The organism is Sphingomonas sp. ID0503 (genome assembly GCF_048565625.1).
Lineage (GTDB): Bacteria > Pseudomonadota > Alphaproteobacteria > Sphingomonadales > Sphingomonadaceae > JBLZUR01.
Genome location: NZ_JBLZUR010000002.1, coordinates 3,320,536 through 3,344,423 on the forward strand (window position 1 = coordinate 3,320,536; position 23,888 = coordinate 3,344,423).

General features: G+C 66.8%; 28 protein-coding genes, 1 tRNA gene and 1 pseudogene. 21 read left to right on the forward strand and 9 right to left on the reverse strand.

What is annotated here, in order from left to right; translation table 11 throughout:
- Nucleotides 1-10: 10 nt before the first annotated feature.
- The 8 genes from rpsH (at nt 11) to ACM608_RS17400 (ending at nt 5,027) form a co-directional block, all read left to right on the forward strand.
- Nucleotides 11-406 carry a 30S ribosomal protein S8 gene (rpsH, locus tag ACM608_RS17365; RefSeq protein ID WP_419684949.1) on the forward strand — a complete coding sequence of 132 codons (396 nt, stop codon included), beginning with the start codon at nt 11-13 and terminating at the stop codon, nt 404-406.
- Nucleotides 406-939: a 50S ribosomal protein L6 gene (gene rplF / locus ACM608_RS17370; protein ID WP_419684951.1), complete on the forward strand. Its 534-nt coding sequence runs from the start codon at nt 406-408 to the stop codon at nt 937-939. Before rpsH ends, rplF begins: the two co-directional genes overlap by 1 nt.
- The gene (gene rplR / locus ACM608_RS17375; protein ID WP_419684953.1) at nt 939-1,292 is read left to right on the forward strand and encodes a 50S ribosomal protein L18; all 354 of its coding nucleotides are present in this window, start codon (nt 939-941) and stop codon (nt 1,290-1,292) included. The genes rplF and rplR overlap by 1 nt, the downstream gene beginning before the upstream one ends.
- Complete coding sequence (gene rpsE, locus ACM608_RS17380) at nt 1,293-2,027, forward strand: 30S ribosomal protein S5 (protein WP_419684955.1); 735 nt, start codon at nt 1,293-1,295, stop codon at nt 2,025-2,027.
- A gap of 5 nt (nt 2,028-2,032) precedes the next feature.
- On the forward strand, nt 2,033-2,209 hold the full coding sequence (gene rpmD, locus ACM608_RS17385) for a 50S ribosomal protein L30 (RefSeq protein ID WP_419684956.1): 177 nt from the start codon (nt 2,033-2,035) through the stop codon (nt 2,207-2,209).
- A 141-nt stretch (nt 2,210-2,350) separates the two neighbouring features.
- Nucleotides 2,351-2,902: a 50S ribosomal protein L15 gene (rplO, locus tag ACM608_RS17390; RefSeq protein ID WP_419684958.1), complete on the forward strand. Its 552-nt coding sequence runs from the start codon at nt 2,351-2,353 to the stop codon at nt 2,900-2,902.
- Nucleotides 2,903-3,012: 110 nt separating this feature from the next.
- A complete protein-coding gene (secY, locus tag ACM608_RS17395) occupies nt 3,013-4,380 on the forward strand; it encodes a preprotein translocase subunit SecY (protein WP_419684959.1) in 1,368 nt (455 codons plus the stop codon).
- Entirely contained in the window at nt 4,377-5,027 is a 651-nt protein-coding gene (locus tag ACM608_RS17400; protein ID WP_419684960.1) for an adenylate kinase, read from the forward strand. The genes secY and ACM608_RS17400 overlap by 4 nt, the downstream gene beginning before the upstream one ends.
- 178 nt (nt 5,028-5,205) lie before the next feature.
- Here the strand turns inward: ACM608_RS17400 and ACM608_RS17405 are convergent, their stop codons facing one another.
- Entirely contained in the window at nt 5,206-6,126 is a 921-nt protein-coding gene (locus tag ACM608_RS17405; protein WP_419684961.1) for a hypothetical protein, read from the reverse strand.
- Between ACM608_RS17405 and ACM608_RS17410 the strand changes: the two genes are divergently transcribed.
- The 3 genes from ACM608_RS17410 (at nt 6,125) to ACM608_RS17420 (ending at nt 7,800) form a co-directional block, all read left to right on the forward strand.
- Nucleotides 6,125-6,865 carry a TlyA family RNA methyltransferase gene (locus tag ACM608_RS17410; protein WP_419684962.1) on the forward strand — a complete coding sequence of 247 codons (741 nt, stop codon included), beginning with the start codon at nt 6,125-6,127 and terminating at the stop codon, nt 6,863-6,865. The two genes, ACM608_RS17405 and ACM608_RS17410, sit on opposite strands and share 2 nt — an antisense overlap.
- A 41-nt stretch (nt 6,866-6,906) precedes the next feature.
- Nucleotides 6,907-7,191, forward strand: coding sequence for an accessory factor UbiK family protein (locus tag ACM608_RS17415; RefSeq protein WP_419684963.1), 285 nt, complete (start codon nt 6,907-6,909; stop codon nt 7,189-7,191).
- 102 nt (nt 7,192-7,293) lie between these two features.
- The gene (locus ACM608_RS17420) at nt 7,294-7,800 is read left to right on the forward strand and encodes a YbjN domain-containing protein (protein ID WP_419684964.1); all 507 of its coding nucleotides are present in this window, start codon (nt 7,294-7,296) and stop codon (nt 7,798-7,800) included.
- 156 nt (nt 7,801-7,956) lie between these two features.
- Here the strand turns inward: ACM608_RS17420 and ACM608_RS17425 are convergent, their stop codons facing one another.
- Nucleotides 7,957-9,336: a M20/M25/M40 family metallo-hydrolase gene (locus tag ACM608_RS17425; RefSeq protein ID WP_419684965.1), complete on the reverse strand. Its 1,380-nt coding sequence runs from the start codon at nt 9,334-9,336 to the stop codon at nt 7,957-7,959.
- 80 nt (nt 9,337-9,416) lie between these two features.
- Between ACM608_RS17425 and ACM608_RS17430 the strand changes: the two genes are divergently transcribed.
- The 5 genes and pseudogenes from ACM608_RS17430 (at nt 9,417) to ACM608_RS17450 (ending at nt 14,472) form a co-directional block, all read left to right on the forward strand.
- Complete coding sequence (locus ACM608_RS17430) at nt 9,417-9,884, forward strand: RNA pyrophosphohydrolase (RefSeq protein WP_419684966.1); 468 nt, start codon at nt 9,417-9,419, stop codon at nt 9,882-9,884.
- A 17-nt stretch (nt 9,885-9,901) separates the two neighbouring features.
- On the forward strand, nt 9,902-10,801 hold the full coding sequence (locus ACM608_RS17435) for a DUF481 domain-containing protein (protein ID WP_419684967.1): 900 nt from the start codon (nt 9,902-9,904) through the stop codon (nt 10,799-10,801).
- Nucleotides 10,802-10,983: 182 nt separating this feature from the next.
- Nucleotides 10,984-12,188: pseudogene (locus ACM608_RS17440) on the forward strand (hydrolase).
- The gene (locus ACM608_RS17445) at nt 12,185-13,216 is read left to right on the forward strand and encodes an arginine N-succinyltransferase (RefSeq protein WP_419684968.1); all 1,032 of its coding nucleotides are present in this window, start codon (nt 12,185-12,187) and stop codon (nt 13,214-13,216) included. The pseudogene ACM608_RS17440 and the gene ACM608_RS17445 overlap by 4 nt, the downstream one beginning before the upstream one ends.
- A gap of 2 nt (nt 13,217-13,218) precedes the next feature.
- Complete coding sequence (locus tag ACM608_RS17450) at nt 13,219-14,472, forward strand: N-succinylarginine dihydrolase (RefSeq protein WP_419684969.1); 1,254 nt, start codon at nt 13,219-13,221, stop codon at nt 14,470-14,472.
- 153 nt (nt 14,473-14,625) lie between these two features.
- Here the strand turns inward: ACM608_RS17450 and gloB are convergent, their stop codons facing one another.
- Genes gloB through ACM608_RS17475 form a run of 5 tightly spaced genes read right to left on the reverse strand, consistent with a single transcriptional unit; the run spans nt 14,626 to nt 18,324 of the window.
- Nucleotides 14,626-15,351, reverse strand: coding sequence for a hydroxyacylglutathione hydrolase (gloB, locus tag ACM608_RS17455; RefSeq protein ID WP_419684970.1), 726 nt, complete (start codon nt 15,349-15,351; stop codon nt 14,626-14,628).
- Nucleotides 15,348-16,418, reverse strand: coding sequence for an NAD(P)H-dependent flavin oxidoreductase (locus ACM608_RS17460; RefSeq protein WP_419684971.1), 1,071 nt, complete (start codon nt 16,416-16,418; stop codon nt 15,348-15,350). The genes gloB and ACM608_RS17460 overlap by 4 nt, the downstream gene beginning before the upstream one ends.
- Nucleotides 16,419-16,424: 6 nt before the next feature.
- Nucleotides 16,425-16,841, reverse strand: coding sequence for a VOC family protein (locus tag ACM608_RS17465; RefSeq protein ID WP_419684972.1), 417 nt, complete (start codon nt 16,839-16,841; stop codon nt 16,425-16,427).
- Nucleotides 16,838-17,593, reverse strand: a complete 756-nt coding sequence (locus ACM608_RS17470) for a tetratricopeptide repeat protein (protein ID WP_419684973.1) — start codon at nt 17,591-17,593, stop codon at nt 16,838-16,840. Before ACM608_RS17470 ends, ACM608_RS17465 begins: the two co-directional genes overlap by 4 nt.
- A complete protein-coding gene (locus ACM608_RS17475; RefSeq protein ID WP_419684974.1) occupies nt 17,590-18,324 on the reverse strand; it encodes an alpha/beta hydrolase in 735 nt (244 codons plus the stop codon). Before ACM608_RS17475 ends, ACM608_RS17470 begins: the two co-directional genes overlap by 4 nt.
- A gap of 96 nt (nt 18,325-18,420) precedes the next feature.
- Here ACM608_RS17475 and ACM608_RS17480 point away from each other — a divergent pair.
- Both ACM608_RS17480 and ACM608_RS17485 read left to right on the forward strand, forming a co-directional pair.
- A tRNA-Ser gene (locus tag ACM608_RS17480) sits at nt 18,421-18,510 on the forward strand.
- Nucleotides 18,511-18,675: 165 nt separating this feature from the next.
- Nucleotides 18,676-20,136, forward strand: coding sequence for a tyrosine-type recombinase/integrase (locus tag ACM608_RS17485; protein WP_419684975.1), 1,461 nt, complete (start codon nt 18,676-18,678; stop codon nt 20,134-20,136).
- Here the strand turns inward: ACM608_RS17485 and ACM608_RS17490 are convergent.
- On the reverse strand, nt 20,133-20,510 hold the full coding sequence (locus ACM608_RS17490; protein ID WP_419684976.1) for a helix-turn-helix transcriptional regulator: 378 nt from the start codon (nt 20,508-20,510) through the stop codon (nt 20,133-20,135). The genes ACM608_RS17485 and ACM608_RS17490 overlap by 4 nt on opposite strands.
- Nucleotides 20,419-21,867 (reverse strand): hypothetical protein, encoded by a 1,449-nt coding sequence (locus ACM608_RS17495; RefSeq protein WP_419684977.1) that lies wholly within the window; start codon nt 21,865-21,867, stop codon nt 20,419-20,421. The genes ACM608_RS17490 and ACM608_RS17495 overlap by 92 nt, the downstream gene beginning before the upstream one ends.
- Before the next feature lie 148 nt (nt 21,868-22,015).
- Here ACM608_RS17495 and ACM608_RS17500 point away from each other — a divergent pair, with 148 nt between their 5' ends.
- From ACM608_RS17500 to ACM608_RS17510, 3 genes are all read left to right on the forward strand, one after another.
- Entirely contained in the window at nt 22,016-22,402 is a 387-nt protein-coding gene (locus tag ACM608_RS17500; RefSeq protein ID WP_419684978.1) for a hypothetical protein, read from the forward strand.
- A gap of 73 nt (nt 22,403-22,475) precedes the next feature.
- Nucleotides 22,476-23,264: a hypothetical protein gene (locus ACM608_RS17505; RefSeq protein WP_419684979.1), complete on the forward strand. Its 789-nt coding sequence runs from the start codon at nt 22,476-22,478 to the stop codon at nt 23,262-23,264.
- Nucleotides 23,264-23,842: a hypothetical protein gene (locus ACM608_RS17510; RefSeq protein ID WP_419684980.1), complete on the forward strand. Its 579-nt coding sequence runs from the start codon at nt 23,264-23,266 to the stop codon at nt 23,840-23,842. Before ACM608_RS17505 ends, ACM608_RS17510 begins: the two co-directional genes overlap by 1 nt.
- The last annotated feature ends 46 nt before the right edge of the window (nt 23,843-23,888 follow it).

The following is a 23,888-nucleotide window of genomic DNA, read 5'->3' on the forward strand; positions in this document are numbered from 1 at the left end:
AAGCACGAGAATGGCTTTGACCGATCCCCTGGGTGATCTGCTCACCCGCATCCGCAACGGCCAGCGTGCGCGCAAGGACAGCGTGGTCACCCCCGCGTCCAAGCTGCGCGCCCGTGTGCTCGACGTGCTCCAGCGCGAAGGCTACATCCGCGGCTACAGCGACGAGGACGTCGCCGGCCATGCGGGCATCCGCATCGAGCTGAAGTATTTCGAGGGCCAGCCGGCGATCAAGCATGTCGCCCGCGTCTCGAAGCCGGGCCGCCGCATCTATTCGGGCGCGCAGGATCTGCCGCGCGTCCGCAACGGCCTCGGCATCACCATCGTTTCCACGCCCAAGGGCGTTCTCTCCGACGCGGAAGCGCGCGAGCAGAATGTCGGCGGCGAGGTCCTCGCGGAGGTCTTCTGATGAGCCGCATCGGTAAGAAGCCGGTCGCCGTGCCGGCGGGCGTCACCGCCTCGATCGACAACGGTCAGCTTTCCGTGAAGGGGCCGAAGGGCACTCTCGCGATCAAGCTGGCGGACGACGTCAGCTATGCGGTCGAGGGCGGCAACGTCGTCGTCCAGCCGGCGAACGACACCAAGCGCGCCCGCGCCTTCTGGGGCATGCAGCGCACCCTGGTGCAGAACCTGGTCACCGGCGTGACGGAGGGTTTCACCAAGCAGCTCCAGATCACCGGCGTCGGCTATCGTGCAAACGCCCAGGGCAAGAAGCTGAAGCTTCAGCTCGGCTACAGCCACGACGTCGACATGGAGATCCCGGAGGGCCTGACGGTCGCGACGCCGGATCAGACCACGGTTAACATCACCGGCATCGACAAGCAGCTGGTCGGCCAGTTCGCCGCAGAGGTCCGCCGTTGGCGCAAGCCCGAGCCGTACAAGGGCAAGGGTATCAAGTACGCCGGCGAGTTCATCTTCCGTAAGGAAGGAAAGAAGAAGTAATGGCCAAGCTTTCTCTCTTTGCGAAGCGCCGCCAGCGCGTCCGCACGGCGCTGCGCGCCAAGGGCAGCACGCGTCCGCGCCTGTCGATCCATCGTTCGGGCCGTCACATCTACGCGCAGGTGATCGACGACGCCGCCGGCACCACGGTCGCTTCGGCCTCGACGCTGGAGAAGGACGTCCGCGACGTGACCGGTGCCACCGCCGATGCCGCGACCAAGGTCGGCCAGCGGGTCGCCGAGCGTGCGAAGGCCGCCGGTGTCACCACGGTCGTGTTCGATCGTGGCGGCTTCCTCTTCCACGGCCGCGTCAAGGCGCTGGCCGAAGGTGCCCGCGAAGGCGGATTGGAGTTCTAAATGGCTGACGAAACCGAAATCCAGGCGACCGCGCCTGAGGCGGCTCCGCAGGAGCAGCAGGCTTTCACGCCGTCGGGTCCGGGCGGCCCCGGTGGCCGTGGCCCGCGTGGCGGCCGTGGTGGTGACCGCGGTGGTCGCGGCGGCCGTGACGGCAATCGGGGGCGTCGTGACGATCGTCGTGGCAACCAGGATGATGGCGGGGAGGAGCTGATCGAAAAGCTCGTCCACATCAACCGCGTTTCGAAGACGGTGAAGGGCGGCAAGCGCTTCGGCTTCGCGGCGCTGGTTGTCGTCGGCGATGGTAAGGGCCGGTCGGGCTTCGGCCACGGCAAGGCACGCGAAGTGCCGGAGGCGATCTCGAAGGCGACCGCGTCCGCCAAGAAGGCGATGGTCCGCGTTCCGCTGAAGGAAGGCCGCACCCTGCACCATGACGGCAACGGCCATTTCGGCGCCGGCAAGGTGACGCTGCGTTCGGCCCCGGCCGGCACCGGCATCATCGCGGGCGGCCCGATGCGCGCGATCTTCGAAAGCCTGGGCGTCCACGACGTGGTCACCAAGTCGGTCGGCACGTCCAACCCCTACAACATGATCCGCGCGACCTTCGAGGCGCTGAAGGATCAGACCTCGCCGAAGTCGGTGGCGCAGCGTCGCGGCAAGAAGGTCGCGGATCTGCTCGGCCATAGCGGTGCGACCCAGGCGGAGGCGGAAGCCGCTGCCGAGGCGATCACGGAGTAATTGAGATGGCCACCATCAAGGTCACCCAGATCGGCTCGCCGATCCGCCGCGAGCCGAGCCAGCGCCAGACGCTGGTCGGCCTCGGCCTCAACAAGATGCACCGCACCCGCGAGCTGGAGGATACTCCCGAGGTCCGCGGCATGATCAAGAAGGTGCAGCATATGGTGCGGGTCGAGGACTAAGGTCCTCCACCTCACCTGACCGTCACCCCGGCGAAGGCTGGGGTCGCTGCCGGCCGGAGCGCCCCGGCAGCGCGCGATGCCAGCCTTCGCTGGCATGACAATTGGGGCGCAGCGCGACAAAAGCGAAAGCGAGTGCAAGACATGAAACTGAACGACATCCGCGACAACCAGGGTGCCCGCAAGAGCCGCGTTCGCGTCGGCCGCGGCATCGGCTCCGGCCTCGGCAAGACCGCCGGCCGTGGTCAGAAGGGTCAGAAGAGCCGCGAGGGCGTCTCGATCAAGGGCTTCGAGGGCGGCCAGATGCCGCTCCACATGCGCCTGCCGAAGCGCGGCTTCAACAACCCGTTCGAGAAGGACTATGCCGAGGTCAACCTCGGCACGCTCCAGAAGCTGGCCGATGCCGGCAAGCTCGCCGACGGCGTGCTCGACCATGCCGCCCTGCAGGCGGCGGGCGTAGCGCGCGGCGGCAAGGACGGCGTCCGCATCCTCGGCAAGGGCGAACTGACCGCCAAGCTGTCGTTCCGCGTCGCCGGCGTGTCGAAGGGCGCGCGCGAGGCGATCGAGAAGGCCGGCGGCTCCGTCGAGGTGATCGAGATCGTGCCGGCCGCCGAGAAGGCCGCTGCCAAGCACCGCACAGTGCAGAAGGCGCGCGCCGCCGACAAGGAAGCGAAGAAGGCCGCCGCAAAGGCCTGATCCGCCGCACCGCCGATCGCGCTTAGACAAGCGCGGCGGGCTGATTATATGAGGCGGCGGGGTGCTCGGAAGAGAACCCCGCCGTTTCCTTTTCCGGGGTCCAACCGACAATGGCATCCGCCGCCGAACAGATGGCCGCAAATCTCAGCCTGGCGAACTTCGCCAAGGCGACCGAGCTCAAGAAACGCCTGTGGTTTACGCTCGGCGCATTGATCGTGTTCCGCGCGCTCAGCTTCGTGCCGCTGCCCGGCATCGATCCCCGCGCACTCGCCAGCCTGTTCGACACGACCAAGGGCGGCGTCCTCGATTTCTTCAACACCTTCTCAGGCGGCTCGCTCAGCCGCATGTCGCTGATCGCGCTCGGCGTGATGCCCTACATCACCGCCTCGATCGTGGTGCAGCTCGCGACCTCGCTGTCGCCGACGCTCGCCGCGATCAAGAAGGAGGGGGAAAGCGGCCGCAAGAAGCTCAACCAGTACACCCGCTACGGCACCGTGCTGCTGACCGCGATCCAAGGCTATTTCATCGCCGTCGGGCTCGAAAGCTGGGGCGCGGATCAGGGCATGTCGGCGGTGATCGAGCCGGGCATCATCTTCCGCATCTCGGTCGTCATCAGCCTGATCGGCGGCACCATGTTCCTGATGTGGCTGGGTGAGCAGATCACCAGCCGCGGCATCGGCAATGGCGTGTCGCTCATCATCATGGCCGGCATCGTCAGCCAGCTGCCCCACGCGCTCGCCTCGATCTTCGAGGGCGGCCGTACCGGGTCGCTGTCGCCGCTCATCATCATCGGCGTGATCGTCCTCGCCTTCGGCCTGATCGTCGGCATCTGCTTCATGGAACGCGCCCAGCGCCGCGTGCTCATCCAGTACCCCAAGCGTCAGACCCAGCGCGGGATGATGCAGGCGGACAAGAGCCACCTGCCGCTGAAGATCAACACCGCCAACGTGATCCCGCCGATCTTCGCCTCGTCGCTGCTGCTGATGCCGCTCACCATCGCCCAGTTCGCCGGCCAGCGGGCGGAGAACGACGGCATGTTCAGCGACGTGCTGATCTCGATCACCACCGCGCTCCAGCACGGCTCGCCCGTCTACATGGCGCTCTATGCGGCGGGAATCATCTTCTTCTGCTTCTTCTACACCGCCGTCGTCTTCAATCCGGAGGAGACGGCCGAGAACCTGAAGAAGCATGGCGGCTTCATCCCCGGCATCCGTCCGGGCAAGAACACCGAGAATTATCTCGATTACGTCCTCACCCGCATCACCGTGCTCGGCGCCGCCTATCTGACGGTGATCTGTCTGGTGCCGGAATTCCTGATCTCCAAGGCGGGTCTTCCCTTCTATCTCGGCGGCACTAGCCTTCTGATCGTGGTCAACGTAACGATCGATACCGTTACGCAGATTCAGAGCCACTTGCTGGCGCACCAATATGGTGACCTGATCAAGAAGGCGAAGCTGAAGGGGGGAGTGCGGCGTTGAACATCATCCTGCTGGGGCCGCCGGGCGCAGGCAAGGGAACCCAGGCCGCGAAGCTGGAGGCCGAGCGCGGCATGGTCCAGCTCTCTACCGGCGACATGCTCCGCGCGGCCGTGAAGGCGGCGACCCCGGTCGGCCTGCAGGCCAAGGCGGTGATGGAAACTGGCGGCCTCGTCTCGGACGAGATCGTCACCGGCATCATCTCCGAGCGGCTCGATCAGCCGGATGTGGCGAAAGGTTTCATCCTCGACGGCTTCCCGCGCACCGAGGCGCAGGCGGCCTCTCTCGACACGCTGCTGACCGAAAAGAACATGAAGCTCGATCACGTCATCGAGCTTGAGGTCGACGAAGCGATCCTCGCGGACCGCGTCACCGGCCGCTTCACCTGCGCGAAATGCGGCACGGGTTACCACGACCGTTACAAGCTGCCCGTCGTTCCGGATGTCTGCGACGTTTGCGGCTCGACCGAGTTTAAGCGCCGCGCCGACGACAATGCCGAAACCGTCCGCGCCCGCATGGCCGAATACCACGCGAAGACCGCGCCGATCCTGCCGTACTACGAAGCGAAGGGCCTGGTCGCCCGGGTGGATGGCATGGCGGACATCGCGCATGTCTCCGAGGCGATCGAAGCGATCCTGGACAAGCGGTAGCCATCATCCCAGCTAAGGCCGGGATCGCTCGCTGGCAGTCCCCCGACCTCCAACTCCGTTCGCGCTGAGCCTGTCGAAGCGCCAGCGCGACGGTCTTCCCCGGCCGTTCGACAAGCCTGTCCCGAGCGGAGCCGAGGGGCTCAGGGCGAACGGCGGAGGGAGCTGGCACAGGGCCGGGTCACCGCCCCAGCCACCCCCGCACCCGCGCACCCCAGCCAACCGGCGCACCCATCTCTGCCAGCAACCGTCGCGCCTCGCCCTCCACGATCCGTCGCTGTTGGGCAGGCGGGGGCGGGATATGCCCGCGCCCCCAATCGCCGAACATCACGCGAAACCGCCCCTGCTCCCCGTCACGCACCGCCATGCCCATCGCGTCAGCGAGCGGACGCATGTGCAGGTCGAGATGGTCGTCGCTGGTGTTCTGGACATAGACGATCCGTCCCTTGGGCGGGCAGATACGCAGATCGCCGATCGCGGCCATCACCGCCTCTTCACCATCGCGATCGTTCGCCGCCCAGCCATGGCGGATGTATGGCCGCGTCCGCCCGCGCGTGAACCGCGACAGGATGGTCTGCGGGTTGATCGTGACGGTCACATCCTCCGCCCGGCCATAGGCGAGCGCCGCCGTACCCCCCGCGCTGTTCCCCCAAAGCAACCGCCGCTTCGCCCCCATCAACCCATCGGCATGGTCGAGCACGCGCGGCAGGATCTCCCGCAAGGCCATCTCCCGGTTGCCCAGGAACCATCCCGCCGTGACGGCCGGATGCAGGTAGAGCGACGGGTCGCAGAGCAGGATCGAATTGAGACCCGCCGGTGCTACCTGCCGCCCCTGAAAGAACGGCACCGGCCGCCGCACCGCCGGGTTCATCGCCGCATGGAAGCCGACGAAGGTCGCCGGCGCGCCGCGATTGCTGACCAGCATGGGCAGCTCGACCACCCCATGCTCGATCACCGTCAGCCCGTCCGGCAGATCACAGGTCGCCAGGAACGCATCGACGCTCATCCGCCGCGCCGCGCCCCATCGCCCGTAATCCGTCTCCACCTTCATCTTCACTGCTTGGGTGAAATCGCGGTGCTCATCAAGTAGAGCAGCGCGCATGGCCCAACGCATCCGCGCCGATCAGCTCGTCGTCGAACGGGGGCTCGCAGAAAGCCGCGCCCGCGCGCAGGCGCTGATCCTCGCCGGGCTGGTCTATTCCGGCGACCGCCGTGTGGAGAAGGCGGGGCAGCCCTTTGCGCCTGATGCACCGCTAGACTTGAAAGGCCGGGACCATCCCTGGGTCTCGCGCGGCGGGGTCAAGCTGGCCGGCGGCCTTGACCATTTCGGCTGGGACGTGACGGGTGCGGTGGCCCTCGACATCGGCTCTTCCACCGGAGGCTTCACCGACGTGCTGCTCACCCGGGGCGCCGAGAAGGTCTACGCGATCGACGTCGGTACCAACCAGCTCGCCTGGAAGCTGCGGCAGGACTCCCGCGTCATCGTCCACGAACAAACCAACGCCCGCGCGCTCACCGCCGAACAGGTCCCGGAGCCGATCGACATCATCGTCTGCGACACCAGCTTCATCGCCCTTTCGAAGGTCCTCGCCACCCCGCTCACCTTCGTCCGCCCGGGCGGACGCGCGATGGTGCTGGTGAAGCCGCAGTTCGAGGCGGAGCGGCAGGAGGTCGGCAAGGGCGGCGTCGTCCGCGACGCGGAGGTGCGCGCCCGCACCGTCGCCTCCGCCGTCGACTGGTTCACCACCTCCGGCTGGAGCGTCGAAGGAACCAGGGAGAGTCCGATCACCGGGCCGGAGGGCAATGTCGAATACCTCCTCGCCGCCCATCTTGCGGCCTGAGGATCGCGCCCCCAAATCAAGCCTGACCAAGGAGTTATCCGATGCAGTCCGAAAACCGCTTCTTCGACGATATCGCCAAGATGATGAACGGCGCTGCCGGCACGCTCGCTGGCATGGGCCGCGAGGCCGAGGCGGGTTTCCGCGAGAAGATCAAGGAGTACCTCGCCGGTCTCGACTTCGTCTCGCGCGAGGAGTTCGAGGCGGTGAAGGCGATGGCGGCGGCCGCCCGCGACGAAGTGGACGCTCTTCGTGCGCGCCTCGAGGCGCTGGAAGGCGGATCGGCGGGCGGGGCTCCGGGCCATAACCACACCGGCCCGGTGGTCTGAAGGGAAGACAATCCACAGGAAACTGCGCCGGCGCAGCGATCTTGCTTGCGCACCGCGCAAGCGCGCGTCACGATTCACCTGTGACAATCGCGGGGGAACGCGGTGATCGCTGACGAATATGAGGCCGAACGCGATCCTTCGGCGCCGATCGACATGCTCGAAGACTATTTCGGCGCGCATGGCTGGTCCTGTGAGCGGGTCGGCGATGACGAGGTCGTGGCCACGGTCTCGGGCAGCTGGACCCAGTACGAACTTCGCGCGGTCTGGCGCGATGACGACCGCGTGCTGCAGTTCCTCGGCTTCCCGGACATCCGCGTGGCCGACGACAAGCGGGCGCTGATCTACGAGACCATCGGCCTCATCAACGAACAGCTTTGGGTCGGGCATTTCGAACTCTGGGCGAAGTCCGGCATCCTCCTCTTCCGCCACGCCGTGATCCTTGAAGGCGGCGATCCGTCGCTGACGATGGAGCAGGCCGAAACGCTGGTGGATGCCGCGCTGGACGAGTGCGAGCGCTTCTATCCCGTCTTCCAGTTCGTCCTCTGGGGCGGCAAGACCCCCGCCGAGGCGCTCGCCGCCGCCCTAATCGAGACGCACGGCGAGGCTTAACCCCTTGCGATCCTCCCCTGGAAGGGGAGGGGGACCAGCCGCAGGCTGGTGGAGGGGTAGGTTCAACGAGCGTCGGACGTCGCTTTTGCGGCACCTACCCCTCCACCACTCGCTTCTCGAGCGGTCCCCCTCCCCCTCCGGGGGAGGATGCCAGCTCTACCGTCCCAACTTCCTTAGCACGCTGTCCCACTGCGCCAGCGATCCGGCGATCCCCGCCACCGGCACCCGCTCGTTCAGCCCGTGCGAGAAATCGTCCTCGGGCTTCAGGAACACCGTGCCGACGCCATAGCTCGGCAGGCCCGCCGCCCGGAAATACAGGCTGTCGGTGGCTCCGGCTGACATCTGCGGCACCACCTCCAGCCCCGGATAGCGCGCCGCGACCGCCTTCTTCACCGCCGCCATCACGTCCGGCCGCAGTGGCGAGGCGTCGCTGGCCGTCGGCTTGTCGAGCGTGGTGATTACCGCCTTCGGGTCGCCCGCGACCTCAAGCAGCTTCGCCTTCACGGTGTCGATCGCCACGCCCGGGAAGATGCGGCAGTTGACCGATACCGTCGCCTTCTGCGGCAGGGCGTTGTGGGCATGTCCGCCGTTCAGCATCGTCGCGACGCAGGTGGTGCGGACCTGTCCGACATATTCCGGATTGGCCGACAGCGTCGCCGCCGCGCCCGCGTCTTCCGGATTGGCGGCAAAGGCGCGCATCGCTGCCGCCAGCTTCGGCTCCGCCCGCTTGGCGCTGGCGTTGAAAAAGGTGCGGGTCAGTTCGTTCGACTGCGGCGGGAACTGAAAAGCGGCAATGCGGTCGATCACCTTGGCGAGGCTGTAGATCGCGTTGCTCGCACCTGGACGGCTGGAATGGCCGCCCTCGTCGGCGATCGAGATGTCGAAATCGGCATAGGTCTTCTCGCCCGCCTGCAGTGCGTAGACCAAAGGCTTGCCGTCCGCGCCCAAGGTGCCGCCGCCCGCATCGCCGTTCAACACCATCTCCGCCTTCCCCCGGAACTGTTCGGCGAGGGCGGAGGACGTCACCATGCCGGTCTCCTCGTCGCCGGATAAAGCGAGGATCAGGTCGCGGCGCGGCTTGAACCCCGCGCGCTTCAGGCGGACCAGCGCCTCCACCATCATCAACACGTCGTATTTGTTGTCGAGCGATCCGCGCCCGTACACATAGCCGCCCTCGACCACCGGCACGAACGGGTCCCGCTCCCAATCCGCCCGCTTCGCCTCGACCACATCCATATGGCCGGACAGCACGATCGGCTTGGCCGTCGCGTCCGTACCGGCATAGCGCGCCACCAGCGTCACCGCTCCCCCGATCGGCGTCACCGTCACGTCGCCCTCGGCAAAGCCCGCCGCCGTCAGCACGCTCTTCAGATAGGCGGCGTAACCGGTGAACTGGTCCGTCTGCCCCTCCACCGTCCGAAACGCGATGCCCCGCTTCAGGATGTCCAGCGCCTCGTCGGCATCCTTCTGCGGCACGGCGGCAAAGGCGGGGAGGGCGGTCGCGATCATGATGGCGGTCAGAGCGGGGCGGAACATGCGGTTCTCCGGAAGGGGTGCCGGACCATAGCCGCTCGCCCACCCCTTGCAACGCCGCCGCCCCAGCGTAGAGCGGCGCGATGACCGATCTCCCCTACCGCCCCGCCGCCGGCGTCATGCTGCTCAATGCCGAGAACAAGGTCTTCGTCGCCCAGCGCATCGATAACACGCTGGAGGCTTGGCAGATGCCCCAGGGCGGGCTCGATCCCGGCGAGGACGCCCGCGCCGGCGCGCTCCGCGAACTGGAGGAGGAGACCGGCATTCGCGCCGATCAGGTGGAGGTCATCGCCTGCGCCGCGCAGGAGCTGCTCTACGATCTGCCCGAGGATCTCGTCGGCAAGCTGTGGAAGGGCCGGTACCGCGGCCAGCGCCAGACCTGGTACCTCTGCCGCTTCCTCGGCCGCGATGAGGACATCAACCTCGAGACCGCGCATCCCGAGTTCCGCGCCTGGAAATGGGCCGAACCGAGCGATCTTCCCGACATGATCGTCCCGTTCAAGCGCCGTTTATATCAGGACGTGCTAAAGGAATTCGCCGCTTTCCTTTAGTTTTCAGGACGACCGACATGCGCCGATCGCTCCCAGCTCTCGCCCTCCTGCCAGCGCTGTCGGTCTCGACACCGGCCGTCGCGATCCTGCCGGCGCCGGTCCGCGCGATGATCGAGAGCGCCTTCATGACCGGCGATCAGTCGTCGGTGAACGCGGTGGTGCGCGCGGCGAAGGCCACCAACCCCAATGACGCATCGGAGATCGACCAGCTCGTTCAGGCGCGCCAACTCGTCCTCGACAAGAACAACGTCGTGAGGGAAGCGGATAGTACCTTCCTGCAGAAGTTGGATGGCGAGATCGAGCTGGGCGCCAGCCGCTCCACCGGCAATGCCAACACCGTCGGTGCCTATGGCGCGTTCCGCGTCGTGAAAGCCGGTCGCAAATGGGACCACAAGCTGACCGGCCGTCTGGAATATCTCCGCACCGAAGGCGAGACCACCACCGAGCGCGCGATCGCCGCCTACGAGCCCAAGTACAAGCTCTCCGACCGCCTCTTCGTCGCAGGCCTGGCGCAATACGACCGCGACCCGATCCTCGGCTATTCGAGCCGCTACACGGGCGGCGCGGGCATCGGCTATGCGGTGGTCGCGAGCCCTTCGGCGCGCGTCGAGGTGACCGGCGGCCCTGCCGTCCGCCGCACCAACTTCACCGACGAACCGAGCAAGACCACGCTCGCCGGCCGCGGCTCGATCGACGCCCGCTGGCAGATCACCCCGACGCTCGGCTTCACCCACAACAGCTCCGCGTTCTTCGAGGACGGCGGCATCAGCGCGCTCGCGACGACCGCGTTCGATACCCGGCTGATCGGCGCGGTGAAGGCCCGGCTCTCCTACGACGTGAAATACGAAAAGGATCCGCCCGAGGGGACGGACCCGCTCGATACCACAAGCCGCGTCACCTTCATCTACAGCTTCTAGCGTCCGTTCCCGCCACCCACCTCCCTTCGCGCTGAGCCTGTCGAAGCGCCAGTCAGACGGCGGGCACTGGCCCTTCGACAAGCTCAGGGCGAACGGCCGAGCGGTGCTGTCGTGAAAGGCCGAACGGTGCCGTCGCGAACGGCGGAGTGGTGCTGTCGTAAAACTGCGCCTAACCTCCAAACATGACCCTCACCAGCGCAGACCACGCCGCGCTCGAAACCGCCGCAGACCAGCCGATGCTGTCCCATGTCGAGGACTGGGCTGCCCAGAACAGCGGCTCCCGCAACCTCCCCGGCCTTGCCGCGGTAGCCGGCAAGCTGGCGGATGCGTTCTCCGCCTTACCCGGCGAGATCACCCTCCGCGAACCGGCACCCGTAGACGCCGTAGCCGCAGACGGCACCACCTCGACCATCGAACACGGCCGCAACCTCGTCCTCTCGGTCCGCCCCGACGCACCCGTCCGAGTCCTCCTGACCGGCCATATGGACACCGTCTTCCCCCCGATCACCCGTTCCAAACGCTACGCTGGCGTGAGCCCGGCGTCCTCAACGGCCCCGGCACGGCGGACATGAAGGGCGGCGTCGCCGTCATCCTCGCCGCACTCACGGCGGTCGAGACGAGCCCGCTCGCCCCCCGTCTCGGTTATGACGTGATGATCAACAGCGACGAGGAGGTCGGCTCGCTCGGTTCCGCCCCGGTGATCGCCGAACTCGCGCGCGGCAAGGCGGCGGCGCTCACCTACGAACCCGCGCTCGCCGACGGAACGCTCGCCGGGGCGCGGCCGGGCAGCGGCAATTTCTCCTTCGTCATCCACGGCCGCGCCGCCCATGCCGGCCGCAATCCAGAGGATGGCCGCAACGCGCTCCTCGCCGCCGCCGACCTCGCCCTCCGCCTCGACGCGCTCCGCCGCGACGGTCTCAGCGTCAACCCGGCGAAGATCGACGGCGGCGGGCCGAACAACATCGTGCCCGACATGGCGATCCTCCGCGCCAACCTCCGCCCGCTCACCCCCGAACTGCAGGCCTTCGCGCAAGCGGAGATCGCCGCCGCCGTCGCCGCCGTCACCGCCGCCCGCGACGTCCACATCCACACGCATGGCGGCTTCAATCGCCCGCCGAAACCGCTCGACGCCCCGGCCGAACGCCTCTTTGGCCTCGTCCGCGATTGCGGCGCGCAACTCGGCATCCCCATCGCCTGGAAGGCGACCGGCGGCGTCTGCGATGGCAACAACATCGCCGCATGCGGCGTGCCGGTGGTCGACACGATGGGACCACGCGGCGGCGCGATCCACTCCTCCGACGAGTTCCTGATCACCAACAGTCTCGCCGAACGCGCGCGACTCTCCGCCCTCGTCCTCCTCCGCATCGCCGAGCACGGCCGCCCATGACCCCGCCCGGCACCCACATCGTCCGACCCGCCCGCGCCGACGACATCGACGCGCTGTATGAACTCGCCAAGCTCACCGGCGGCGGCTTTACCAACCTGCCCGCAGATCGCCACGCGCTGGTTGGCAAGCTCGACCGCTCGCTCGTCAGCTTCCGCCATGAGCATGAGGAACCCGGCGACGACCTCTTCCTCCTCGTGCTGGAGGAGGTGGCGACCGGCCATGTCCGTGGCACCGCGCAGGTCTTCGCCCGCGTCGGCGCGCGCGTGCCCTTCTACTCCTACCGCATCGGCGCGCTCAGCCAGACCTCGCGCGAGCTCGGGCGCACCTTCCGCGCCGAGATGCTGACCCTCTCCACCGACCTCGAAGGCGCGAGTGAAGTCGGCGGGTTGTTCCTCCATCCGGCGGAGCGGGCGGGGGGCCTTGGCCTCCTCCTCGCGCGCAGCCGCTACCTCTTAATCCGCCGCAATCGGGAGCGGTTCGCCGATCGCACGATCGCCGAACTGCGTGGTGTCATCAACGATGCCGGCACCTCGCCCTTCTGGGATGGCCTCGGCGCAAAGTTCTTCGGCATGACCTTCAGGGAGGCGGACGATTTCAACGCCATCCACGGCCACCAGTTCATCGCGGACCTGATGCCCAAGCACCCGATCTACACCGCCATGCTGCCGGAAAGCGCGCGCGCGGTGATCGGCCACCCCCATGCCAGTGGCCGGGCGGCGATGCGGATGCTCGAAAACGAGGGCTTCGTCTTCGACCGCTATGTCGACATCTTCGACGGCGGCCCGACCGTCACCGCCGAGACCGACCGCATCCGCTCGATCCGCAAGGCGCGGGCGGTGAAGGTTTCCGGAACCGACCTGGACCCTGCCGGTCGCAGGAGCCTGATCGCGCGCGGCGGGTGCGACGACTTCAGCGTCGCCTTCGCCATCGCCGTCGAACGCTATGGCGGTATCGCCGTCGATCGCGACACCGCCACCGGGATGAAGCTGAAGGAGGGCGACGACGTGCTCTGGCTCGAGGAACGCTGACGATGCCGCTCGTGGAGATCAACTTCGACGGCATCGTCGGGCCGACCCACAACTATGCCGGCCTCTCGCTCGGCAACCTCGCCTCGGCCCGCAATGCCGGCGCGGTGGCCCATCCCCGCGCGGCGGCGCTGCAGGGGATCGAGAAGATGCGCAGCAATCTCGCTCTCGGTCTCGCCCAGGGCATCCTGCTGCCCCATCGCCGCCCGAACGAAACCTGGCTCGCCCGTCTCGGCGCGACGGTCGAGAGCGCCGACCCGACGCTGCTGGCCAATGCCTGCTCCGCCTCGCCGATGTGGGCCGCCAACGCGGCGACCGTCTCCCCCGCGCCCGATACGGGCGACGGCCGCTGCCACCTGACCGTCGCCAATCTCGCGACCATGCCCCATCGCAGCCACGAATGGCCCGAGACATTGGCGCAGCTCCGCCTCGCCTTCGCCGATAGCCGCCACTTCGCCGTCCACGATCCGGTGCCGCCGCCCTTCGGCGACGAGGGCGCGGCTAACCACATGCGCCTGACCGCATCCCACGGCGCGCCCGGCATCGAGGTCTTCGTCTACGGCAAGGCGGGCGGCGCCTTCCCCGCGCGACAGCACGCGCAAGCCTCCGCCGCCGTCGCCCGCCTCCACCGCCTCGATCCCGCGCGCGTCATGCTGGTCCAGCAATCGGAAGAGGCGATCGCCGCCGGCGCCTTCCACAACGATGTCGTGGCGGTCGCGAACGAAGGCGTCCTCTTCACCCACGAACAGGCGTTCGCCGACAGCCAGGGCTTTTACGCCGACCTCCGCGCCAAACTGCCCGAGGTCCAGATCGTCGAGGTCCCCGCCTCCCGCATCTCTCTCGAAGCGGCGATCCGCAGCTACCTGTTCAACGCGCAGCTCGTGACCCTGCCGGAAGGAGGAATGGCCCTCGTCCTCCCCACCGACGCCAAGGAAGTGCCCGGCGTCTGGGGCTGGCTGGAGGAGATGATCGCCGGCAACGGCCCGATCCGCCGCCTGGTGCCGGTCGACGTCCGCCAGTCCATGGCCAATGGCGGCGGCCCCGCCTGCCTCCGCCTCCGCGTCGTGGCCGACTCCGCGACGATCGACCCGCGCTTTCTGGTCGACGCGGAGAAGCTCGACCGCGTCGCGGCGGTAATCGCGGCGGAATGGCCGGAGGATGTGACTCCCGCTGATCTTGCTTCGTCCCTGTTCAGGACGCCGGCACTTGCGGCCCGCAAGGCCTTGCTGCAGCTTTTGGCGTTGCAGGAACTCATCTGAGCACTCGTCACCCCGGCCTTGTGCCGGGCTCACCCGCGTCACACCCTCGTTGCTCGAGCCGAACGGTTCGCCCGGTTTCGCTTCGTTGAGGATGACCGTCTCCCGTCGGCGCGGGACCGAACACCGAGCGGTGAGCGACCCGCCTGCCAGCGCTCAGAAGCTGTCCTTCTCCGCCCTTCGCCTCGCCAGCGTATCGACGTCACCGGCGCGCATGAATGGATTGGTCGCCAGTTCCAGCGCAATCGTCGTCGGCACCGTCGGCTCACCCGCCGCGCGCAGCCGCTCGACCTCCGCCATACGGGCGACGACGGTTGCGTTCTCCGGCTCGGCATGGAGCGCATAGCGGCCGTTGGACAGGGTGTATTCGTGCGCGCAATAGACCCGCGTCTCGGGCGGCAGCGCGGCCAGACGCTGCATATTCGCGAACATCTGCGCTGCGGTTCCCTCGAACAGACGCCCGCACCCCATCGCGAACAAGGTGTCGCCGACGAACACCACGCCCTCACTAGGCAAGTGATAGGCGATGTGCCCGCCGGTATGCGCCGGCACTTCCAGCACGATCGCTTCGACCGCGCCGATCGCCATGCGATCGCCCTCCTTCACCCGCACGTCGAGCGTCGGGATATTCGCTGCTTCACCCGCCGGGCCGGTGATCGTACAGCCGGTCGCCGCCTTGATCTCGGCATTGCCGCCGGTGTGATCGGGGTGCCAGTGCGTGTTCCAGATCTGCGTGATCCGCCAGCCGCGCGCCTCCGCTGCCTCCAGCACCGGGGCCGCTACCGCGGGATCGACCGCTACGGTCTCGCCGCTCGCGGCATCGTGGAGCAGCCAGACATAATTGTCGGACAGGACGGGGACGCGGGCGATCTCGATCGTCATCGCCCGCCTTCTATCAGCGCGAGTGCCTCCGCCGCCAGCACCTCCGTCAGCGCCTGTGCGCGCAGCGCTCGCCCCAGCCGCGCGCCCTGCCCTGCCCAGAGCGGCGAGAAGCCGACGTCACCCCGTGCCTCCGCATCCTTGCGCAGACCGGAGAGCGCCGCCGAGGCATATGGAAAAGACGGGGCGATCGGCGACACCGGCCCAAGCTCCGCCACCAGCCGGTTCTGCAGCCCGCGCGCCAGCGCACCGCTGAACAGGTTGGTGAACACCGTCTCCTCCGCCGCATCCTCGGTCAGGAGGCGGCGGTGCTGGACGGAGATCAGGCTCTCGGGACAATGCAGATATGCGGTGCCGATCTGCACCGCCGAGGCGCCCAGCATCAGCGCCGCCGCGATCCCCCGCGCATCGCCGATCCCGCCCGCCGCGATCACCGGCACGTCGACCGCGTCCACGATCTGCGGCACCAGCGCGAGGGTCCCCATCTGCGCCTCGGGTCGTGATCCGGGCAGAAACCGCCCCGCGTGACCGCCCGCTTCGAACCCTTGCCCGATGATCGCATCGACACCGCGCACCGCCAGCCAGCGCGCCTCCTCGACGGTGGTGGCGTTGCCCAGCACCACCGCGCCGCTTGCTTTCACCCGATCGAGCAGCGCGTCCTCCGGCAGTCCGAAGTGAAAGCTGACGATCGCCGGCCGCAGCAGCTCGACCACCCCGCACATCGCTTCGTCGAACGGCCTGCGCGCCGCGCCCATTGCGCTCGGCGGCGCGATACCCCGCTCGTCATAATAAGGCGCGAGCGCTGCTTCCCAGCCGGCCGTATCCGGCACAGGCACCTGTCGGTGCGCGAAGAAGTTGACGTTCAGCGGCCCGCTCGCCGCCGCGCGAACCGCCTCGATCTGTCCCCCCAATTCCTCAGGCGTCAGCATCGCGGCGGGCAGCGACCCGACCGCGCCACCACGTATCGCCGCTCCCGCCAGATCGACCCCACCCGCGCCCGCCATCGGTGCCTGGACGATCGGCACAGTCGCGCCGGTCAGGTCCATGAACCGCCGTTCGCGCCAGCTCATCGCCCGTTACCAGCTGCCCGTATTCGGCATCGAGGCCCAGGGTTCGGCGGGTGCGAGCCGTTCGCCCGCCTGCAGCAGCTCGATCGAGATGTTATCGGGCGTGCGGACGAACGCCATCCAGCCGTCGCGCGGCGGCCGGTTGATCGTCACGCCCGCATCCATCAGCCGCTGGCAGACGGCGTAGATGTCGTCCACGCGATAGGCGAGATGGCCGAAATTGCGGCCGCCGTCATAGCCCTTCTCGTCCCAGTTATGCGTCAGTTCCACCTGCGCGTCCTCGTCGCCCGGCGCGGCCATATAGATGAGCGTATACCGCCCCGCCTCGCTATCGAACCGCCGCACCTCCTTCAGGCCGAGCAGTTCGAAGAAGCGCATGGTCTCGTCCGGGTCCGACACCCGGATCATGGTGTGGAGATACTTCATTTCGGTTCCGCCTCCTTCGCCGATGTGTCCAGCCCGGCGAGCGCCCGCTGCGCCGCGCGTCCCGCCTCACCGCTCGGATCGGCGGCGACCGCGCGGGTCCAGGCGACCCGCGCCGCATCGTCCGCGCCGATCATCGCCGCGACATTGCCGGCCTCCAGCGCCACCTGCGCCGCATCGGGTGCCAGGCGCACGGCCTCGGCGATGTCCTTTTCCGCCCGCTCCGCCTCACCCTGCCGGCGAGCAAGCGTTGCCGACAGCAGCCAGGCCATCGGGTCCTCCGGCACAAGCTTCAGCGCCTCGTCGATGTCAGCCCGCGCGCCCGTCGGGTCGCCCGCCTGCACATCGGCCCGTCCCCGATCGAGCAGCGTCTCGCCGCGAAAGGGGCCGGCGAGGCTCTCATGGTCCAGTGCCTTGGTCAGCAGCGTGCGGGCGCGCCCCGCCTCACCCGCCGCCAGCGCCGCATTGCCCGCCGCCGTCCAGAACACCGGCGCATTGGCTGGCTGCGCCTTCTCGGCGAGATCGGCCGCGCTCTCGAATGCCGCCGCCGCAGCCGGGAACTGTCCGCGGTTGGTCTCCGCCGTACCCAGGCAACGCAGCGCATCGATGCCGCCGCCCTTCGCCTTCCACTCCGTCGCTTCCTCGGCCGCCTTGGCCGGATCGCTCTCCGCCCGCATCAGGCATCCGCGCAGGCGGTCGGGTGGGGGCAAGGGCTGGCTGATGTCCGCCAGCGTCATCAACAGGAACGGGATCACAGGGCCTCCAGCAGGCGCTCGACCGTCGCGATCAGCAGGGCGATGTCCTGCGGCCGCGACAGGCGATGGTCGCCGTCCTTGACCAGGGTCACCTGCACATCGGCTGAACCGAGCCGCTCCGCCAGATGCAGCGCCGTCGCCCAGGGCACGTCGGGGTCGCGCTGCCCTTGCAACAGGCGAACCGGGCAATGAAGCGGGATCGTCCGTTGCAGCATGCGCGCCGCCTCGCCGCTCTGCCAGAAGGCGCGGGTGGTCACCAACGGCTCGCCATAGTCGGAGGGCCGGGCGATCCGTCCCTCGCGCAGGATCGTCATCTTCTCCTCCTGGGTGAAACCCCAGTCGGTGAAGTCCGGCGCGGCGGCGATCCCGACCATCGCCTTCACCCTCTCCGGCCGGGCGAGCGCCACCAGCAGCATCAGCCACCCGCCCATCGACGATCCGACCAGCAGCAGCGGACCCTCTGTGGCGTCGACCAGCGCCAGCACTTCGTCCCGCCAGCGGGCCAGCGTGCCGTCCTCGAACGCACCCTCGCTTTCACCGCATCCCGAATAGTCGAGGCGGAGGAGGGGACGGCCGGTCCGCGCCGCCCATTCGTCCAGCGCCACCGCCTTGCTGCCCAGCATGTCGGACTTGTACCCCGGCAGGAACAGGACCGCCGGCCCCTGACCGTCGCGAAAACGATAGGCGATCGCCGGCTCGCCCGCCCGGCTCAGCATCTGGGGTGCGCTCATGGCCGCATTCTAGCGCTTCACCGGTGCGAACGGAAAGCCGCATCACCGCGTTGCACCGGGAACTCGCCCCAGCTATACGCACCGGCAGCCAGGCCTGGAGACGTGGGTGAGTGGCTGAAACCAACGCTTTGCTAAAGCGTCGTACGGGAGACCGTACCGAGGGTTCGAATCCCTCCGTCTCCGCCAATACTGCTTCCACAGTGGTTCATAGGGTTCCGTAAGCATCTGTAATCGCTGCGGTTGTAATGGATGACACTTCCGCTGACGTGCGCCCAGTTCCACAGGCATCCACGGCGTTGCATGGCACCGATTATGGTATCGGTAAGAGAGCGCATGGTATCGAAAAGTACCATGTTGAACGACACGAAAATACGCGCGGCAAAGCCCGCCGACAAACCATACCGGCTGGGTGATTCTGGCCAGCTCTATCTCCAGGTGACGCCGAGTGGCGGGCGCCATTGGCGAATGAACTACACGTTCGGCAGGAACGACAAAGGCAAGCCGCTCCAGAAGACGTTGAGCTTCGGCTCATACCCGGCGGTCTCTCTCGCTGAGGCTCGCGAAGCGCGTGACCGCGCAAAGTCGATCCTCGCGAAGGGTCTTGATCCCGCTGTGGAACGCCGGCGAGCAGAGCAAGCGGACGATGTAGTGCGGCGTAACACGTTCCGAGCAGTGGCCGAGGAGTGGTTCGAGCTGAATAGCGGATGGTCACTCGGAAGGCTTGCCGAGTGGGCAGATGCTCATGGCGGCCGGTGGTCTGCTTCTCAGGCGGAACATTGGACCAAGAGCCACAATGGCCGCTGGTCTGCTGTTCATGCGGCCGACGTTTTGACGAGTTTGGAACGGGACGTACTACCGAGCCTGGGCGGCACCGCGATAACCGCAATCGCGAGCCGCGATGTGCTCGACACACTCAGGGCGGTGGAGCGACGAGGCGCGATCGAAACTGCACATCGACTGCGGCAAAGGATCTCGGCCGTCTTCGTGTACGGCATCGCGCTGGGCGCTTGTGACACTGATGTTGCAGCGAGCTTAGGGTCGATCCTCGCGCCGATTCCTCGCGCAACGCCGCAGCCGTCGATTGTCGACGGGCTGCTTGACCAGGACGAGCGACTGACAGCGATCCGCCAGCTTCTGATCGACTGTGAAGCTGAGCGGTGCCGGGCGACGACAAAGCTGGCTCTTCGTTTTCTCGCGCTAACCGCCGTCAGGCCCGGTGAGTTAGCGGGCGCCAAGTGGGACGAGTTCCGCGATTTAGATGGCAATGAGCCTCTTTGGGTTATCCCGACAGGCCGAATGAAGGGCGACAAACAGAAGAAGGATAGCGCACGGCACGATCATCTGGTGCCACTCGCCTGGCAGGCGGTTGATGTCCTTGTCGCGCTGCGGCGGCTCACCGGTCGCTATACGTTTTGCTTCACAAGCGATCGGCACGTTCACCGGCAGATGAGCGAGAATACGCTACGCGCACTGCTCATTCGGGCAGGTTATCATCAGCGGCATGTACCACACGGTTTCCGCGCCGCCTTCTCGACAATCATGAACGAGCGTCCGGCCAATCTGCGGCAGGATGGCGATAGGCATGTCATCGATATGATGCTTGCGCACACGCCGAGCGATCGCGCTCGGGGTGACGATCGCCGGACTGCAGTCTCATCAGCCGAGATGGCCTACAATCGGGCCGCGCACATGGCCCGGCGGCGCGCGCTGGCTCAGCAGTGGGCGGACATGTTGCTCGCCGACTTCTGGCCGGCAGTTGCATTGGTCGGCGGCCCGATGCGCTGGGCGGCGACCGGGCCGGGACACGGCTAGGCGCGCACCGAAGTCTGCGCATCTACGGTGCGCTGACCTGCGCACCAGGCGACCACCTCGGCGCGACTCCAGCGCGTCGATGCGCCGCCTGGTTTATAGGGCGCGGGAAACCTTGCCTCGCGTACGAGCTGATAGATCTTCGATTTTTTGATACCTGTCAGCCGCTCGACCTCTTCGAGGGCGATCAAAGCGCTCACATCTGAAGCGTGGCGCTGGGCAGCAACTGCCGCCGACACGAGCGCGATGAACGTCTCATCGGCCTGCAGCCGCTCGAGCAGGGCGTCACACAGAGCCTCTGCCTGACGTGCGATCGCCGGATCCCCCGCCTTTTTTCTGGATGCGGTACTCGGTGACTTGCTTGGGAAGCTGGGCATGCGTCGTGCTACCGAGGACGACGCTGCCGGGCGTGGGGGGCAACACCGTCGTAATTCGAAAGCGGTAATCAGGAAGAATGTCGAAGAGCTGTGAGGCGATCAGGTCGGCGCCGATCGGAGGACGCGAAAAAAGCCTCCGATGCTCCTCCCGAACCGTCTTGATCAGGTCCTCGCCCGCCGTTCTGGCGTCCTCGTGGTAGGTCTTCAAAAGGCTGCGTAGATCGACCTCTTTACCACGGGCGTCGAGCGCGTTCTCCGTGCCACCCGGGTGCCATACGGCCGCGCGATTGACAAAGAGGAGCATCTCTACATCTCGGTCGGAACGAGGTGGCAAAGGGTCTGCCAGCCAATTGCGAGCGATTTGACTGAGGCCGCCGTGTCGACCCCGCTTTCGCAGTTTCCGCATGTAGCTGATCACGCGGATGCTCGCGAAGGCAAGCTGTTCTCCTCCAGAAAACCCAGTCCAGGCGGTCGATATGCGGGTGCGTGCTGCGGACGCAGCCTCGCTCTCGTCCAGCGCGAACATATCCGGGCTGATCTGAAAGAGGTCGACAAGGATGGTCAGCGTTGACGCAAGCAATGTCTCCAGCTGATCTTCAGACACGTGCGGGTACGCCGACTTGAACCGCTCGTGGAGCGCCTCGGCCTCCTCCTTGAGATCAGCAAACAGCTTGGGTCGACGACCCGCCTTCGGTCCTTCACCGAGGCGTCGCTCGGCATACAATAGCGCCTTGGTCATTGCCTTGGTTACGGTCAGAACGGACCCGAGTGTGTCGCCGGAACCTCCCACCTGCTCGGAGTGATATTCGGCTATGCGCTTCAGACGGAGCGCGACGAGCTGCTCCTCGAGAGCACCCCAAATGATAGCGCTGTCGATCAGATGCTCGTTCAAAAGCTGAAAATCCGCATGGAATGTGGCGATCAGAGCTTCGGCATCGCCAAGCAGCCCGCGTAAGCAGAAGAGAGCAAAGGGGCGGTGATTCTCAGCAAGCGTGCGTGCGCGGGACGCGTATGCGGGCATGTCCAGCTTAAGCGCAGACGCCACGAGGTCCGCGGCGTGGGAGTGATCCACAGAACAGAGCATCTTCCTACAATACGCGGCGATGGCGGTGGGCGGCTGAGCGATCAACCACTCTGCTCGCTCCGCAGGCATCGTCACCCGATGGTCCAGAAAGTGGCCGACGGGCAGCGTTTCGATGTCGAGAAAGCTGAACAGTCGAGCCTCGAACTCTTCGCGCGTCATATTTTCAAACATCGCGCGATGCTGCTCAACTGGCAGCGAGCGCAACACTCCTTCGACGCTCAAGTCGAGGCTCGGCTGTATCCCACTCCGCGGTTCGATTGACTCATGCTTCATCGTGACTCCCTCGTTCCTGAGGGAGGGTCTGACGTCGATCGCTTGCGATCCGCTTAATTAATCGCAGGTCACCCCCCGAGCGCGATGGACGCGAGTCGCCCAGTCTCCGGCCGCGAGTGGCTTTTCGCTCGCGTGAAGGAGACGTCATGTGAACCATAGCGAGTTTGGCTCAATGATTGGCGAGTTGCTCGCCAAAGCCGAGACTTCCGACAACGTGCCGGGCGTCGCGGCCGCTCAGATGATCGCAGCGCTGCTGGACAAGTGCGACACCGCCCGGCTGCCGGCGATCCTCGCGAACCCGCAGGTTCGCGAGTGGATGCTGCGGACGAATGTAACCGAGAACCTTTTGCGACGCGCTTTGACCGACTCGCGCAAGGTTCGGAAGGCGGCGGACGAACCTGCGCCCCTTGTCCTGCCGCCAAAGCGCCGGAAGCGCGCCGCGCCCCCGCTCGACGAGCAGATCACGCAGCGTTCGACCGCGGCCACGCCTTCCAACTCGCTCTTCGACGAAGACGACGGGTTCGTGCCGAACTGATCGCTTCGCCTCGCCGCTCGCGCCCGACCACGCGGCGTGAGCGAGCGCAGCTCCCAAACAAAAGAAGATCGCGATGACCAACAATCATTCTCTCAAAAGTTCTCTACTCGCCCAGGGCACCGCTCTTGCGGACCGTGAACTGCTGGCAGGCTTGCCGACGCGGCCCGTGATTGTTGTGGTCAACGGAGACAAAGGTGGGGTAGGCAAGTCGTTTGGCGCACGTGTCGCGGCTGGCCTGCTCCATCGCAGCGGCGTCAATGTCCACGGCTTCGACTGCGATGCCCGCAACGCGCATCTGGATCGTTACTACTCGTCCAGCTTCCCCGTCACCCGTGTGCAGTTGCGGCGTGAGAGCGGCCTCGAGGCGCTCTTCGATCGGATCGAAGGTCACCCGGACGCGCTCGCACTCGTCGATCTGCCGGCCAACATCGGCGACGTCATCGAGAGGGAAATGCCTCGCCTGATCTCCGTCGCAGACGCGCTCAAGCGTCCGATCATCCACGTCTGGGTGGCGGACGAAGAGTACGATTCGATCACCCTCCTAAAGCGTGTCCAGCATCTCGCTCCCCCGACGCACACGCTGATCGTCCTCAACGGGCGCTTTGCGGCCAGCCCGCGCGAGTTCCGGCTGTGGCAGGAGTCCGACGTTCGTGCCGAGCTGATCGCTGGAGGCGCGCGTGAAACCTTCCTGCCGGTTCTGCCGATCCGTGCTCGCACCCGGATCGATCGCGCGCGGAGCCCCTTTCACGACGTGTCAGCGGCAGGTCTGCAAACTTGGGAAAAGGTCGACTTCAACATGTGGTGGTCGGCCGCCGCTCATGCATTCGCGCCCCTTCTCCAGATGGTCAAGGAGTCGAAGTGATGGACTACGACACGATGATCCGCCGTCTTCTCGAGCGTGCTCCGACCGCAGATGACTACAAGCGTATCAACCAATTGACCCTCGACCTGCCGGATGAGCTGTCCCGCTCCCCCGGGGCGATCGCGGAGATCATTCTTCGCGCTGAACACCTCCGCCAATTCGAGCAGGTGGTGAAGCAGGCCTCGTTCGACGCGCAGCAGCGCGTCCACGCAGATCTCTCTCAGCGGATCGACGCCGCTGCACTGGCGGCGCTCGCGAAGATTCGCGACCGTATGCCGGTCGACGCCGCCGATCGCCTCATTCGCATGCTGCGGTGGTCCGTCTGCTGGACCTTGGTGGTTGCGATCACCTTCGCCGCGGCCGGATGGATGCTTGCGAGCCGCCGAGCCGAGCAGACCTTAGCAGAGGCGCACGCTTTGAACGAGGAGCTGTTCAAGGCGTGTATGGACGAGGCGGCAGGTGCCGCACTGCGTGGTCCCAATCGGCGGCAGGCCTCCCCGCTCGACGTCACCACGTACGTCCAGACTGCGCGAGAGTGCGCCGCGAGCTATGCCGATCGCCGCGCAGCTGGCAGCTAAGTCACGTCGGCGAGCAGGCCAACACCGTCTGCGACGGCTGCGACAA

What these genes read in the sequence shown, in the direction of transcription:
- rpsH (WP_419684949.1), top strand. Translation starts at nt 11, where the DNA reads ATGGCTTTGACCGATCCCCTGGGTGATCTGCTCACCCGCATCCGCAAC.
- rplF (WP_419684951.1), top strand. Translation starts at nt 406, where the DNA reads ATGAGCCGCATCGGTAAGAAGCCGGTCGCCGTGCCGGCGGGCGTCACC.
- rplR (WP_419684953.1), top strand. Translation starts at nt 939, where the DNA reads ATGGCCAAGCTTTCTCTCTTTGCGAAGCGCCGCCAGCGCGTCCGCACG.
- rpsE (WP_419684955.1), top strand. Translation starts at nt 1,293, where the DNA reads ATGGCTGACGAAACCGAAATCCAGGCGACCGCGCCTGAGGCGGCTCCG.
- rpmD (WP_419684956.1), top strand. Translation starts at nt 2,033, where the DNA reads ATGGCCACCATCAAGGTCACCCAGATCGGCTCGCCGATCCGCCGCGAG.
- rplO (WP_419684958.1), top strand. Translation starts at nt 2,351, where the DNA reads ATGAAACTGAACGACATCCGCGACAACCAGGGTGCCCGCAAGAGCCGC.
- secY (WP_419684959.1), top strand. Translation starts at nt 3,013, where the DNA reads ATGGCATCCGCCGCCGAACAGATGGCCGCAAATCTCAGCCTGGCGAAC.
- ACM608_RS17410 (WP_419684962.1), top strand. Translation starts at nt 6,125, where the DNA reads ATGGCCCAACGCATCCGCGCCGATCAGCTCGTCGTCGAACGGGGGCTC.
- ACM608_RS17405 (WP_419684961.1), bottom strand. Translation starts at nt 6,126, where the DNA reads ATGCGCGCTGCTCTACTTGATGAGCACCGCGATTTCACCCAAGCAGTG.
- ACM608_RS17415 (WP_419684963.1), top strand. Translation starts at nt 6,907, where the DNA reads ATGCAGTCCGAAAACCGCTTCTTCGACGATATCGCCAAGATGATGAAC.
- ACM608_RS17425 (WP_419684965.1), bottom strand. Translation starts at nt 9,336, where the DNA reads ATGTTCCGCCCCGCTCTGACCGCCATCATGATCGCGACCGCCCTCCCC.
- ACM608_RS17430 (WP_419684966.1), top strand. Translation starts at nt 9,417, where the DNA reads ATGACCGATCTCCCCTACCGCCCCGCCGCCGGCGTCATGCTGCTCAAT.
- ACM608_RS17435 (WP_419684967.1), top strand. Translation starts at nt 9,902, where the DNA reads ATGCGCCGATCGCTCCCAGCTCTCGCCCTCCTGCCAGCGCTGTCGGTC.
- ACM608_RS17445 (WP_419684968.1), top strand. Translation starts at nt 12,185, where the DNA reads ATGACCCCGCCCGGCACCCACATCGTCCGACCCGCCCGCGCCGACGAC.
- ACM608_RS17450 (WP_419684969.1), top strand. Translation starts at nt 13,219, where the DNA reads ATGCCGCTCGTGGAGATCAACTTCGACGGCATCGTCGGGCCGACCCAC.
- gloB (WP_419684970.1), bottom strand. Translation starts at nt 15,351, where the DNA reads ATGACGATCGAGATCGCCCGCGTCCCCGTCCTGTCCGACAATTATGTC.
- ACM608_RS17460 (WP_419684971.1), bottom strand. Translation starts at nt 16,418, where the DNA reads ATGAGCTGGCGCGAACGGCGGTTCATGGACCTGACCGGCGCGACTGTG.
- ACM608_RS17465 (WP_419684972.1), bottom strand. Translation starts at nt 16,841, where the DNA reads ATGAAGTATCTCCACACCATGATCCGGGTGTCGGACCCGGACGAGACC.
- ACM608_RS17475 (WP_419684974.1), bottom strand. Translation starts at nt 18,324, where the DNA reads ATGAGCGCACCCCAGATGCTGAGCCGGGCGGGCGAGCCGGCGATCGCC.
- ACM608_RS17485 (WP_419684975.1), top strand. Translation starts at nt 18,676, where the DNA reads ATGTTGAACGACACGAAAATACGCGCGGCAAAGCCCGCCGACAAACCA.
- ACM608_RS17490 (WP_419684976.1), bottom strand. Translation starts at nt 20,510, where the DNA reads ATGCCCAGCTTCCCAAGCAAGTCACCGAGTACCGCATCCAGAAAAAAG.
- ACM608_RS17495 (WP_419684977.1), bottom strand. Translation starts at nt 21,867, where the DNA reads ATGAAGCATGAGTCAATCGAACCGCGGAGTGGGATACAGCCGAGCCTC.
- ACM608_RS17505 (WP_419684979.1), top strand. Translation starts at nt 22,476, where the DNA reads ATGACCAACAATCATTCTCTCAAAAGTTCTCTACTCGCCCAGGGCACC.
- ACM608_RS17510 (WP_419684980.1), top strand. Translation starts at nt 23,264, where the DNA reads ATGGACTACGACACGATGATCCGCCGTCTTCTCGAGCGTGCTCCGACC.